This is a genomic window from Terriglobia bacterium (assembly GCA_020073205.1).
GTDB lineage: Bacteria > Acidobacteriota > Polarisedimenticolia > Polarisedimenticolales > JAIQFR01 > JAIQFR01.
Genome location: JAIQFR010000001.1, coordinates 16,000 through 30,050, shown reverse-complemented (window position 1 = coordinate 30,050; position 14,051 = coordinate 16,000). Strand labels below are relative to the sequence as shown.

Here is a 14,051-nt window from a genome sequence, read left to right as displayed (position 1 = left end):
CCGTCAGAAGCTCTGGCCGATGGTGAAGACGTACTCGCCCGCCGACTCCCCGGCCCTGGGGTCGAGCTTCCAGCCGAACTCGATTCTCACCGGACCGATCGGAGTGTCGAAGCGAATTCCCGTGCCGAGCGTGTTCCGGAAGCGATCGAGGCGGATGTCGGCCGGGGTCGGGAAGACGCTGCCGGAGTCCCAGAAGAGGACCGCGGATATGCTGCCGGCCACGCGGCGCCGCAGCTCGTTGCTGAGGATGAAGACGGACTCGCCGCCCAGCGGGCGGAGCGTGCCGTGCTCCAGGGTGCCGGCATCGACCTGGACCGGGTTGCCGGACGAGTCGGTCGCCTGCTCGAGATCGACGTAGCCGACGCCGTCCTGCCTGAACCCGCGGAACGTCGAGCCCCCGCCGGCGAAGTAGCGCTCCTGCAGCGGAAGCGGATTCGGGGTCCCCAACCGGGATGCGAGGCCGATCTTCACGGCGGACGCGCCGACCAGGTCCCCCGGGAGCGGACGGGCCGCGCTTCCCTGGAGGAAGAGCTTCGAGAATCGCTGCTGCGAGCCGATGGGCTCCGCGAACACCCTGAGGTCCGCGCTGGCGTAGGTTCCCCGGGTGGTGTTCAGAGGATTGTCCCGCTTGTCGCGGGCGATGGAGTAGCCGACGCTGCTGAGGCGAACCTGCCCCAGGTCGAGGCGCGGCTCCGTCGCGTGGAACGTCTCCTCCGGGACCGTCAGGGCGTAGACGTTCGAGAAGCTGGTGGTGTAGCGGACGATGTGGGTGACGTCGCCCGGCGTCTTCCGCTCGAGCGCGACGGACACGGCGGTCCCCGTCTGGCTGAACGAGTCGCGGACCTCGACGTCGTGAGTCGCGCTCAGGATCGGCACCCAGCCCGCCACGGCGCGCGGCGCCCTGAAGTTGAGCTGCTGGCGCTGCACCTTGCTGCCGTAGAGGATCGACAGCCCCGAGTACCAGCCGGTCCCGCGCAGGTTCGTGTCGGCGGCGTCCACCTGGACGCTCGGCCCGTTGAAGGTGTCGTAGGCGGCCCCCGCTCCCAGTGCCAGGTCGTCGGCCTCGCGAACCGAGATCTTGAGGACCTGCCCGCCCGGCGGCCCCTGCGCGTCCGCCCACGAGAGCCTCACCTCGCTGAAGAGCCCCGTGCGCGACAGATCGGTCTGCATCTTCTGGAGCTGCGCGTGGCTGATCGGGTCGCCCGGAGCCAGGTGGACGAGCCGCCGGATGACGCTGGTGCGGGTGATGCGGTTCCCCTCGATCTCCACGTCGCGCAAGGTCTTTCGCTCTCCCTCGACGATCACGTAGACCAAGTCGACACTCTCGCCGTCGGAGCGGACGTCGTCCTCGACCCGCGCGTCGAGATATCCCCCCTCGTCGTAGATCGAGCGCATGCGCTCGAGGTCCTCGTACACCTTCGCCGCGTCGAAGGGCTCCCCCTCGCGGCTTCGCACGAGGGCGCGGAGGCGGTCGTCCCCAATCTCCCGGTTCCCGCTGATCCGGACCGAATGCAGCGTCGCCCTGGGCCCCTCCGTCACCTGGATCTCCACGTGCGCGTCCCTGCCGTCGGGGGTGAGGGCGACGGACCACGCCGCCCGTGCCGACAGGAACCCCCGGCTGTGGTAGAGGTTCTCCACGGTCGAGACGTCGATGTCCAGGACCTCGGGCTTCAGCACGTCGCGCCTAAAGCGGGTCTCGCGTCCGGCCAGGACGTGCTGGAGGATCTCGGCCTCCGGGATCGACGACGCCCCCGCGATGGACAGGCTCGCCACGTGGACCTTCTCGCCGCGGTCGACGTGAAAGGTCACCTTCCGGCCCGATGAGGTCGACTCCGCGTCCACGCGGACCTCGCACTTGAAGTACCCCTCCGCCTGCAGCGCCGGCCGGATTCGCTCCCGCGCCTCCTCTTCGAGATCGGTTCCGGTGGAAGCCGGCTCCAGCCAGAGCGCGTCGAGGATCCCGCGGACGGTCTTCTCGGAATCGCCCGCGCCCTCGATCACGAGTTCGATCTTCGGGCCCCGGTCGATCGCGTACTCGACGTCGACGAAACCCGCGCGCGGGCTGGCGCTGGACGCGGTGACGGACGCCTCGAGATACCCGTCCTTCACGTAGTGCTTCTTCAACTTGAGCGTTCCCTCGACGAGGTCCCTCCGGCTGAAGTCCCGCCCGGTGCGGACGGGGACGAGCCTCGCGAGCTGCGCCGTATCGCCGCCCGGATCTCCGAGGAACCTCACCTCCGACACCTTCTCCTCGGCGTGGGGAGAGGCGGGGGTCGTTGCCTTGCGGCGGGTCCGGGCGTAGTGGGACCACGTCTTCCCCGAGTAGCGCGCGCCGGCCCCCAGCGCGTCGCGGTCGGTTCGAAACGCAGAGGCCTTCACCTTCCGATTCACCTGGTACTCGACCTCGTAGGTGGTGGTCTGGGTGGTGGAGTTGAGCGGAACGGAGGTGCGCACGAACACCCGCGGGAAGAGCCGCTTGCCCAGCGTGATGCGCGTCGTCGGATCGCCCGTCGTCTGGTACTGGTAGGGATCGATCCGCACCTCCTCGAATCCGAGCCACCGCTCGAGCTGGCTGCCGACCATGCTCCCGATCTGCCCTCCCACGAGGCTTGCGGCGCTCCCTTCGATCGTGCCCGGCTTCGCCTGGTAATCGGCCGTGTCGGTGGTGGAGCCCGTCAACAGGAGGGCGAGGATGTCCCTCTCCGCGAGCGAGGGGTTCGAGCTGAGCTCGGAATCCACCCGGGTCGTGTCTCCCCAGAGGTGCATCCTCACGTCGTACTCCCGGACGCGGGTGGACGCGACGATGTCGAACTCGGGGTTGAGCCGGGGTCCGGCCGGGATGTCGACTCTTGCCGACTCGAGCTGGTATCGGACCTTTCCGAACCGGAGCTCGCCGCCGTCGAGCGACTCGCAATGTCCCGACACCTGCGGGTGACCGACGGTCCCGCCGATCTCGATGCGGCCCCACGCCTCGGTGTCGGCGAGGTCGTTGCGGAGCCAGAGGTTGTCGTTCGCGTCAACGGTCACGTCGAGGGACGTCCTGGCCAGACCTTCGTCCGGCTTCGGCACCTCGACGACGGGGGCTCGGGTCCTCGCCAGGAGGTTGATCCGGTCGAGCTCGAAGTTCCTGCGCCAGACCCCTCGAATGAGATCGAGACGCCCGGACAGCGCCGGGTCCTTCCCCTTCGCCGCCTCGAACCTGAGGTCGCCGGAATACAGGCCGCGGAATCCCTCGGGAATCTCCGGCGCCGCGGCGTTCACCTTGGCTTCGAGCACGAGGGAAGCGGGCTCGAGACCCTCGAGCGTGACAAGTCCCGTTCCGTGAAGGGATCCGCCGGCGACGGTCCCCGAGAACCGCTCGATGCGGACGGCGCCGCGCTCGATCCGGGCCTCCGCCTGCAGGCGGTCCGCGGCGGCCAGGGGATTGCCGGCCATGCGAACGCGGCCGCCCTCGAGCCTCGCCGTCCCCTGAAGGTCGGGCGTGGTCGGGCTTCCCGTCGCCTTGAGCGCGACCGTGAGCGTTCCCGCGGAAGTCAGACCCCTGACGAACGCGGTCAGAGCGCTCAGGTCCGCTGATGCGTCGAGCGAGAGATCGAGCGCCGCTCGCGACGGATCGAGCGGGTAGCCGCCGCGCACCTCGATCCGGCTGGCTCCGGACACGAGCGACACGTCGTCGAAGGAGATCCGGCCGCCCTCGAGCGACACCCTGGCGGGCCGGGGCGCCGTGAACGACTCGGCCCCGACGACGACGCGCAACGGGTGGATCTCCGCGTCGGCCCGGATCGCGCCCGGATCGTCCAGCGGGCCCGACCATTTGATCCGGCCGGTGAGCTCTCCGCCGACCGACGACGCGGCGGCCGGATGGATGAACTCGACCAGCCAAGCGACCGGGACGGACGTCAGCTCGAGCTGTCCCTTCGAATCGTGGGGCGGGGCGATCGCCACCTCCGCCAGGGCGGTCGCCGTGTTCCCGATCCGCACGGTCAGGCGCGCGCTCGCGCCGTCGCCCTCGGAGGAAACCGAGAGGTCCTCGACCGGGCGTCCCCCGAGCGACAAGTCCGGATCCGGCGAGAGGGTCCCACTCCAAGCCGTGGTCCCGCTCCCCGTCTCGCCTCGCAGGGAAAACGCGACGCGTCCGGCCACCGGGAGTCCCCGCAGCCACGGGCCCGCCAGCGAGGCGTCGACTCCCGAAGCCTCGAGCGACCCGGCGATCCTAGAATTCGCGAAATCGTAGCTCCCCGACGCGGCGACGCGGCCAGCCGGACCCCGGACGGCAAGGCTCGTGATCTTCAGGACGGATTCCTCGAGCACCGCTTCGACGCGCCCCGTCTCGAAGGCGATGGGGCCCAGCTTCGCGTCGGAGAGGGAGAGATCCGACGACCCGTGCCGGCCGCCGCTCCCGCCGCCGATCTCCGCGCGGCCGGTGATCCGCGCGGTCGGGGAGCCGGGAGCGCCGGTCCGCGCAAGGACGTCGTCGGCGGGCCAGGCGTCGAACGATCCTGCGAAATGCCACGGCTCCCCGGCGGAGGTCGGCGCCGTCCCCTCTTTCAATCGGAACGTCCCGCTCCCCTTGCTCGCCCGCGTGTCGCGGAAGGTGAGGACCCCGCCCTCCACCTCGAGGGTGCCCGCGGCGGAGTCCGCCCCGACGCCCAGGTACGCGATGTCGTCGACGACGAACGCGATCGTCCCCGACGCGTGGTGCCCTTCCTCGATCGTCAGCTCCGCCGTCGCCTTCCCACGCCCCTCGAGCCTCGCCGAATCGAGCGGTAGCGGGCTCTCTCCCGGCGCGTGCCCGAAGAGGGCGGCGACGAGATCGGCGCTCTCGCCCAAGGCCCCGCTCACGATGTCGAGGTGCAGCCGCACCTTCGGCCCGTCCAGCGCCTTCTCGGCTCGGATCGATGCCGTGGTCGGGCCGACGCGGGCCGCCGGCGCGATCGCCGAGATCACCAGATGCTCGAGGCCGATCGTGCCCGTCGCCTCCGCGTCGAGCCGCCGGCGCGCGCCGGCCGTCCCGGTCGGCATGACGCGGAACGTCCCGGTCCCGCGGAGCGAGCCCCGATCGCCGAGGCTCCCGGACAGATCCGCGTCGAGCGATGCGACCCCGTCGAGCGCGGCGTCGAGACCTGCCACCTTCAGCGCGTCGTTGACGGAGAGCCCCTCGGCGCCGACCTTCGCACGGATATCGCCGCCACGGCGAAGCTCGACCGACCCCGCGGCCGTCACGGTGCCGCCCAGCATGCGGGCGGACAGGCTCCGTATCGTGGCGCCACGCTCCGAGGCCGCGACCTCGGCGTCCAGCGCGGACGCCTCGATCCCCGAATAGGCGAGGTGGTCTCCCCGCACGCGACCTTCGGCGGCCCACCCTTCGCTCCCGAAGCGAACGGTCGCGGTTCCCCGGAGGCTGCCGGCGATCGGGCCGCCGAGGCCCAGCAGCGAGGGGATCAGCGGTACCTCGGCAGCCCTGGGGACGTCGAACGCCGCGCGGATCTCTCCCGAGACCGTGGGGGTCCCCCGGAGATCGAGGTCCGCGTCTCCCTCGAGATTCAGCACGCTGCCGCCCAATGACACCGCGCCCTTGGACTTCGCCTTCTTCCCGGTCAGCGCCGCCTCGAGGTGCACCTTTCCGAGCTGCTTCGCGTCGCCATCCCCCACGCTGAGCCGGTTCGTATCGAGCGTCCCTTCACCGTCGCCGTCCCGGCGGGACACCCACGCGATCCGCACCTCCTCGGCGCGTCCCCACAGGGGAATCTCCCGGTCCTCGACGGAAACGACGCCGTCCACGATCTCGAGCCGGCTGAGGAGGATCGCCGTGCGGCGCTCCTCGCCCGCGGAGGCCGGAAACGGGCCCTCCCAGCGTCCGTCCTCGCGCCACACGTTGACCTCCGGTCGCTCGATGCGCATCCCCGAGATCTCCAGCCGTCCTTGCAGGAGAGGCCGGAGCGCCAACGTCGCGGAGAGAACCGGGATCGTGAGGACGGGCCGGGCCGCCGGAGGGGACGCGCTCAGCGTGAGGCCGCGAATCTCGATGCGGCCCGAGAGCACCGAGACGTGAACCGACGCGACCGACACCGGCCGCTCGAAGGCCGCCGACGCCCCGTCGCGGACGCGGCGGAGAGCAAGTGCGTCGAGCCTCGCCCCAGGGCCGGACAGATAAGTCACCAGCCCGGCCGCCAGGGCGATGAGCAACAACGCCCATCGGAGCGATCGACGCGCTCGACCGGGCTTCCGTGTGGCGTCGTCTTCAGGCACTTGTGGGGGCCACCGCCGATCGATTCGCAGGTCCCGAGGAGACGCGGGTCATACTAGCACCCGCGGGACCCGAGGGTCGCCCCGGATCCATCGGGCCGGAGGAACCGCTTACAGTCCGTGGCGGTTCCCGGCGATCGCCCGGCGAAGCGCCTCGACGGCGCGCTGCGCGGCGGGCTCGCGGGGGAGCGATGCCGGTCCGGCTCGTCGCGCCTCGGGGACGCAGAGGTGCTCGTCGACGAGGGCGCGAATCACGGCGTAGATCGCGTCGGAATCCAGGCGCCGGCGAGTTCTCGAGAGGCGCGCGGCGACATCGATGGCGGCGTCCCCCGTGATCCGCGCGAACCGGTTGACGACCGCCGAGCGCCCGGCCACTTCCCGAAGGACGCGGCGCGGGGTCGTCCCGGCGAGGCCGGCTGCGATCCCGATCATCTCCAGGTACGCGCGCTGGAACGCCCGGACCCGCCGAGCCCGGGAGGGAGTGGACTGGAGGTGGCGGCGCGAGGCGTAGGTGGACGCCGCGATCTTCAGAAACTCCCGCGGGGCCAGCGCCCGCTCCTCCTCGAGGTACCGGGCGGGGAGCTCGCGCAGGACGTCCCGGGTGGAGTACACCGCGTTCCGGGTGATCCCGTCGGAGACGATCAGCCGGCGGCGGGACGAGGCGCGCTCGAAGTAGCGGTGCTCGCGACGGAACCGCTCGACGGCGGGCGCCGCGGCCGCGAGCAGCCGCGCCGCGATCGACGGCCGGAATCCGACGTTTCCGAGGAGGAGCCGCAACCGGTGGGCCTCGAATTCCCGGTCGAAGAGCTTTACCACCGGGTCGTGGCCGTAGGCGCCGATCGGCCGCCTTCTTCCGCACAGGAGCGCGTCGCGGACCTGCGCGAACGTCTGGACGATGTACCTCGCCTTCCGCCGCTGCTCGGGGATCGTCGTCGACCACCGAGGTCCGTCGTCATACCGGTACTCGCGATGGTAGAGGCCGAACTGCCGGACCGACCCGTAATCGAGGACTCCGCCGTCCATGAGCACGTTGTCGCCGTCCCATTCGAGCCAGCAAAACACGTATTCGGCCTCGAAGGCGGCGGCGGCTCTCGCAAAGGACCGCGCGACCCACTCCGAGAGGTGCCTCCACCGCGCGCCTCCCTCAAGGGGAGGGAAGGCGCCGTTCGCGACCTGGCGCCGGTAGAACAGCTCCGCGATCCCGCGAAGGGACGCCAGGTCTCCCTGCTTCAGCCACACGAAGAAGTGCGCGGGTCGCAGCAGGGAGGGGTACGCCCTCACGGTGATCCCGAAGCCGCCCGGAACGGCGACGACGGCGAGCACGCGCTCGGTGAGGATGCCGTTCGCGTGGAAGCTCTCGCTCATCAGCGCGGCGGAGAGCCCCTCGAACACGGTCGCGGTGCCGCATCCGTAGCACGCGCGGCGGCTGCCCGTCTTGTAGAAGCGCCCCGTCCACGCGGTCGCGGGGCAGAGTCGGGTCACGCCGGTTCCGCAGGCCGAGAGGTCCCAGGTCGATTCACGGCCGGCGACGGATCCGATCCAGACGCTGCGGCCGTCACCGGAGCTGTCTCCGCGCCGCCCCGGGTGCTGGAGCTGCAGGTAGCGGGTGGCCATGTACGCGCCGGGGAGGAGGTCCCCGGCGGGGACGACGGTCCCGCGCCGGGTGTCGTGCTCGTTCACGATGGTGATCGCGAAGGCCCCGAGAGCGGCGTCCCTGAGGCCGGGGGTCATGAGATCGGGATGATCGGCCGGGATCAGGCCGATCTCGCGCCCGAGCGCGAAGTTGAAGTAGGCGATCTCCGCGCCGCGCACCCTCCGCGCGCGGTAGTCGACGAACCCTCGAGGCACCGCCTGCCGAAGGGGGTGCGATCCGTCGAGTGCCCGGAACCGCGCGTACGCGTCGTCCGCGCGCGGGGCCGCGAGCGTCGCCACCATCGTCGAGCCCTCGATATCCTCTCTAGAATCTAGGCACCGGGGCTCGGCCTGCAACGTCGGCTCGCGACGGCGGATCGGCCGCCTCTCGGGGCTCGCCCGTCTAGTGCGTCCCGGGCGCCCGGTAGGCGTCCACGCGGGTCCTGAAGACGTCTCCGCGCTCGGTGCGGGAGTAGACGTAGAGGACCGCCGGGCCGCCGCTCTGCCACCGCTCGAACGCCGCCCCGGGAACGGTCGCCATTCGCGAGCCGCTGAGTTCGCCGCCGGAGCCGATCGTCCCGCCGCCGAACGTCGCATAGGCCGACTCGGCGTCCGACAGGTCCGCGAGCGCGATCCGGTCCACGACGATCTCCGCGTCGCCGCGATTGTGGAGCGTGAATGCGAACGTGACGGAGACGCCGGCCGAACCCGCGCTCACCGAGGACGCCTCGTAGGTGGCCGAAAGCCGGGGACCCTGGAACGCCAGGACCGCCGTGGCTCCGGCCGCCAGGCCCGTGACGAGAAGGACGCGAAGCACCTTTTCGATTCGAGTGAGTCTCATGGTCTTCCCTCCTGCCCCGCGAGAACCGTGCCCGACGCCGGCACCATTGTAGGCCTCATCGGCTCGAGGCGCCCCGTCGGCGTCACGCGGGCGCGTGTACACTACGGGCCCGATGAGGCGACGACGATGACCGAGGAAACGCTCGCCGGCCGCAGGATCCTGATCGTCGACGACGAGGAGGTGATCGTCGAGTCCTGCCGCGCCATCCTAGAGCGGTGCGGCTGTCTGGTGGACGGCGAGACGGACGGGATCCGCGGGCACGACCGGGCGCTCCACGGCGTCTACGACCTCGTCCTCCTGGACGTTCGTCTGCCGGGGACGGACGGGCTCGAGATCCTCGCGGCGGTGCGGGAGCGGAGATCGGACCTCGAGGTCATCGTCATCACCGGGTACTCCACCGTCGAGGCCGCGGTCCGGGCCGTGAAGCTCGGCGCCTTCGATTTCCTTCCGAAGCCGTTCACCCCCGACGAGCTGCTCGCGCGGGTCCGGTCCGCATTCGCCCAGCTGGACCAGCGCCGGCCCGCGCCCGCCGCGCTCCCCGGGGAGATCGAGGGCATCGTCAGCGTGTCGCCCGCGATGGAGGAAGTGCGGGCGATCATCGCGCGGGTGGCCGGCTCCGACGCGACGGTGCTCATCCACGGCGAGACGGGGACCGGCAAGGAGCTGGTGGCGAGCCTCGTCCACGGCGCGAGCCCGAGGCGTGACGGTCCCTTCGTATCGGTGGACTGCTCGGCCCTGGCCCCCGGCCTCCTGGAGAGCGAGCTGTTCGGCCACGTGAAAGGGTCGTTCACCGGGGCCCTGACGTCCAAGCCCGGCCTGTTCGAGCTGGCGCAGCACGGGACCCTCTTCCTCGACGAGGTCTGCAACCTGAGCCTGGAGACTCAGGGAAAGCTCCTCCGCTTCCTGGAATCCGGCGAGTTCAGGCCGGTCGGAGGCGTCGAGGTGAAGTGGGTGAACTTCCGGCTCGTGGCGGCGACCAACAGGGACCTGGCTGCCATGGTCGAGGAGGGCAGCTTCCGCCAGGATCTCTTCTACCGGATGAACGTCGTTCCCCTCCACCTGCCGCCCCTGCGCGAGCGGCCGTCGGACATTCCGGGGCTGATCCGCCACTTCCTCAGGAAGCACGGGACGCCGGACGCGGCGAGACCCTGGCGCTTCTCGCCCGAGGCTCTCGAAGTCCTGAAGCGCTACTCCTGGCCCGGCAACGTCCGCGAGCTGAAGAACCTCGTCGAGCGCCTGTGCGTGATGGTGGAGGGGGATACCGTCCGCGTCGAGCATCTTCCCGCTCACTTCGCCGGTCCGGCCCGCGGACCGACCGAGGACGTACCCCGAACCAACGAGGAGCTGAAGTCGCTCAAGCGGACGATGCGCAGCCGGATGTTCGACGACGTGGAGCGGCGCTTCGTGATCGAGGCGCTGACGCGCAGCGAGTGGAACGTCAGCCGCGCCGCCCGGGAGACCGGCCTTCAACGCACCAACTTCCACGCGCTGATGCGGAAGCACCGGATTCGGGGGAAGGGGCCGGAGTGATCGTCGCGATGAGCGCCCGTCGTCACGAGAAAGCGCGCACCTGCGCCATGGCGCGGTAGGAGCCGGGCTGGCGACCGGGCAGCGGCCGGGGGACTTCCTCCTCAGGGACACGCGCCAGCGACACGCTCCGCCGCCTGCGATCCACGCTCGGCGGCATACCCGTAGGTGCCCGCACCGCAAGCGTGCCGCCCCCGAACGACGTACCAGAAGACGCCGCCCTCCGGCGGCAACGACGGGTCCGACGCCATCGGAGCGTCCGCACCGGAAACCACACAGGCCTCTTCGGCGCCAACGCCCACCGGCAACTGGCTCCCGAGTCCTCGCGCCACGTCGTACGAGACGCCGACGACTCCCCCGGTGATCGCGTCCCAGGTCAATGTGGAACGGTCCGGATCGGACCGCAGGTTCGAAACCTCCGGAGGATTGCCGACCGGCGTTCCCGGAACGCACGTCCCGGCGCTACAGGTATCGCCCGTGGTGCACGCGTCGCCGTCGCTGCACGGTGCCGTGTTGTTCGTGTGGACGCAGCCCGTCGCCGGGTTGCAGCTGTCGTCCGTGCAGACGTCTGCGTCGTCGCAGACGAGAGGCGGCCCGCCGACGCACGCGCCACCCAAGCAGGCATCGGCCGTCGTGCAGGGGTCGCCGTCGTTGCAGGTCGTTTCGTTCGCCGCGGCCGGGTCGCTGCACAGGCCGGTCGAGGTATCGCACGTGCCCGCCCCGTGACATTGGTCGGATGCCGCGCAGACGACCGGGTTCGATCCGACGCAGACGCCGCTCTGGCACGTGTCGGTCTCTGTGCAGGCGTCGCCGTCGGCGCAGACCGTGCCGTTGGGCTTCGCGGGGTTCGAGCAGAGGCCCGTTCCGGCGTCACAGTCGCCAACGTCGTGGCACGAGTCGAGCGCGCTGCAGGTCATCGGGTCACCGCCGGTGCAGATGCCCGACTGGCAGGTGTCCGTCTGGGTGCAGAGGCTGCCGTCGTTGCAGGCGGTCCCGTCGGCCATGGCCGGGTTGGTGCAGAGGCCGGTTCCCGGATCGAAGACGCCGGCCGTGTGGCACGGGTCGAGCGCCGTGCAAAAACTGTACTGCCACGCGCCGCGGCCGTACGTCCCCGCCGTGATCGTTCCGGTGGTCGCGTTGAACTCGAGGTCGGTGACGACGAGGCCGGCGGGAAGACCGTAGTTGAAGGGCGTGAAGCTCACCCCGCCGTCGCTGCTGACGAAAACGCCGACATCCGTCCCCACATAGACGACGTTCGCGCTGAGGACGAGCACGGTATTCGCCGGGACGTCGGGCAGGCCTCCGCCCCGCGCGACCCAGCTGCCCTCCGTGTACTCGTAGAGATGTGCGGTGCCGAACCCCGAGACGACGCAGAAAGCGCGCCCCGGATTCGTCGGGTCCGCCTCGACGTCGTTGATCCTGCGGGCGGGCAGTCCGCCCGAGAGCTGGCTCCACGTGGACCCGCCGTCCGTGCTCCGCCATGGGTAGCCGTCGGTCGTCCCCGCGTAGACGTAGTTCCCGTCGGTGCGGCAGACGCTCACCGTCGAGATGTTCTCGGAGCCGCCCCCCGTCATGTCGGTCGGCCCCACGAGGCTAAAGCTCGTTCCGCCGTTCGTCGAGCGGTACATCTGGTACGTGCCGAGGAACATCGTCGAGGGACTGGTCGGGGAGAGCGTGTAGGGCGTGACCCAGTCGATCCGGCTGGTGGCCGCGATCCCCGCGGTCGAGCCCGTGATGCCGCTGTAGGTCCCCAGGATCCCGTTCGTCGAGCGATAGACGCTGGGCAGGTTGTTGTACGGGTAGCTCGCGATGTAGTCGGTGTTGGGGTTCGCGGGGTTGATCGCGCACATGAACCCGTCGCCGGTGACCGTCTGCACGTCCCACACGTTTTCGGTCGTGCGCGCGAGGGACGAGTTGTCCTGGGCGCCGCCGCAGAGGATCTCGTCGCTCACCGGGTGGATCCCGACGTCGTAGAACTGCGTGAAGTTGAGGTTCGCGTTGAGGTTCGCGAACGAGCTCCCGCCGTTGGTCGTCTTCCAGACGCCGCCGTCGCAGCCGATGTAGATCTCGTTGCCGTTCGAAGGGTTGATCAGGAGGATGTGCGTGTCCTGGTGCACCTTCTGGGTCGAGCCCCACGCCCCGGTGAGGTTCGTCCAGCTCGTGCCGCTGCTCGTGGACTTGAAGATCTGGATCGTCCCCCGGTACAGCGTGGTCGAAGTCGTCGGGTGGACCTTGACCGTCATGTTGTAGCCGCACTGGCCGTCACAGGCGCTCGATCCGTAGACCATGCGTGTCCACGTGCTGCCGCCGTTCGCCGTTTTCCACAGCTCGGGTCGCGAATACGCGACGTTGTTCTCGAAGAGGGCGTAGGCCGTGTTGACGTCCGAAGGCGCCGCGGCCACCTCGACGCGGTAGGTGTTGTTGCCGTACGGGATCGAGCTTCCGGTCTGCTGCGTCCACGTGACGCCGTTGTCGGCGGACTTGTAGACGCCTCCGTAATACACGCCGGCCCACAAGATGTCGGGGCTCGCGCTGCGGACCACGCTGGTGACGTAGCCCTGGAGCCGCTTGGTCCAAGTCGCCCCGGCATCGGTCGAGGTGTAGATCCCGCCCTGGCTGTACGCCCCGGTCGTGCAGTTCCGCGTCATGCCGCCCACGACGAGATTGCCGGAGTTCCTGGGGTCGACCAGCACTGCGGCGAATTCGGACAACCCCTCGAGGGTGCTCCCCCCGGAGCCGTTCCGAAGCTCCCAGGTGCTCCCCTGATCGGTGGAGCGGAGCAGGCCGATCCCGAAGTAGTCCTCGCACCAGAAGTCGGTGTTCTCGCCCGTTCCGACCCACAGCGTCGTCGGCGTGTTCGGGTCGATGGCGATCGCGCCGATCGTCATGGTCCCGGCGGACTCGAAGATCGGCTTCCAGGAGACACCGTCGTCCGTGGTCTTCCAGACGCCGCCCGAGGCCGCGCCAGCGTACAGGATATTGTTGGCCCAGTCCTTCGCGAGCGCCGGGACACGGCCCGAGACTTTCCCGAAAGCCCAGCTCCCGAACCTGGACGACGACGGACCGCGGCTGGTCCAGATGCCCGCTCCCCTGGGTCGGGCCTCGAGCAGCGCCTCGCGAGCGCGAGTGAAGTCCACGGCCTTGGCTCGCAACTTCGCCATGTCGCCCGACGTGCCTGCTTGCCGCGGCCTGAAGAACCACTCCTCTCGCTGCTCTATGGCGTACTCCTCCCCGCCTTCCTTGCTCACGACCTGGTCGGGGCCTTGCGGCGGATCGCCGGCCTCCTGCGCGAGGGCCGGAGCGGCCCAGAGCGCGATGCTGAGAAGCAACCCGCAACCCAGTCCCGGACGCCCGGCGAGATGTTTCGGTATCACGAGAGCCCCCTGCAAAAAGCGAAGACGGGCACACGACTCCTTCTCGTTCACAATATAGGGCGAAATCAGGCCGCGGATGCGACGAGAGACGCCGAATTCTCTCGCCGTCCCCGCGAGCGGCCATTGAGGTGGGCGTTCTTGGCCTGCAGGTACTTCCTGATCGCTGCGTTCACCTGCTCCAGGGGGTAGGAACTCGAAGCTGCGAAACCGCGGCGGCGTCCGGTGCTGGAATGCTATGTCAACCCCGCCCTCCTACGCCAAGATCCCCCACACGCACCCACTTTTCCTCCCGGTGCCCGGGGGATTCAAGCTGTTCGCCGCGGGGCACGGCGAGGGCCGGCGCCCCCCGTCGGCCGCGCACACACCTGTCCGCCCGTGACCGTCAGGGTGGAGGGATCAGGGACCAGCTAGAGGTCGACCGGCAGGAGATC

At 70.0% G+C, this 14,051-nt stretch carries 5 protein-coding genes; 1 reads left to right on the top strand and 4 read right to left on the bottom strand.

The annotated features are described in order from the left end of the window. Positions 1-3: 3 nt before the first annotated feature. From LAO51_00095 to LAO51_00085, 3 genes are all read right to left on the bottom strand, one after another. Positions 4-6,189: a translocation/assembly module TamB domain-containing protein gene (locus LAO51_00095; GenBank protein MBZ5637133.1), complete on the bottom strand. Its 6,186-nt coding sequence runs from the start codon at positions 6,187-6,189 to the stop codon at positions 4-6. Positions 6,190-6,357: 168 nt separating this feature from the next. Next, positions 6,358-8,181 carry a hypothetical protein gene (locus LAO51_00090; GenBank protein MBZ5637132.1) on the bottom strand — a complete coding sequence of 608 codons (1,824 nt, stop codon included), beginning with the start codon at positions 8,179-8,181 and terminating at the stop codon, positions 6,358-6,360. A gap of 100 nt (positions 8,182-8,281) precedes the next feature. Beyond that, positions 8,282-8,719, bottom strand: a complete 438-nt coding sequence (locus LAO51_00085; protein MBZ5637131.1) for a hypothetical protein — start codon at positions 8,717-8,719, stop codon at positions 8,282-8,284. Between the two features lie 126 nt (positions 8,720-8,845). Here LAO51_00085 and LAO51_00080 point away from each other — a divergent pair, with 126 nt between their 5' ends. Further along, positions 8,846-10,249 carry a sigma-54 dependent transcriptional regulator gene (locus LAO51_00080; GenBank protein ID MBZ5637130.1) on the top strand — a complete coding sequence of 468 codons (1,404 nt, stop codon included), beginning with the start codon at positions 8,846-8,848 and terminating at the stop codon, positions 10,247-10,249. A 101-nt stretch (positions 10,250-10,350) separates the two neighbouring features. Here LAO51_00080 and LAO51_00075 read toward each other — a convergent pair whose 3' ends face one another. After that, positions 10,351-13,620 (bottom strand): hypothetical protein, encoded by a 3,270-nt coding sequence (locus tag LAO51_00075; protein MBZ5637129.1) that lies wholly within the window; start codon positions 13,618-13,620, stop codon positions 10,351-10,353. Between the last annotated feature and the right edge of the window lie 431 nt (positions 13,621-14,051).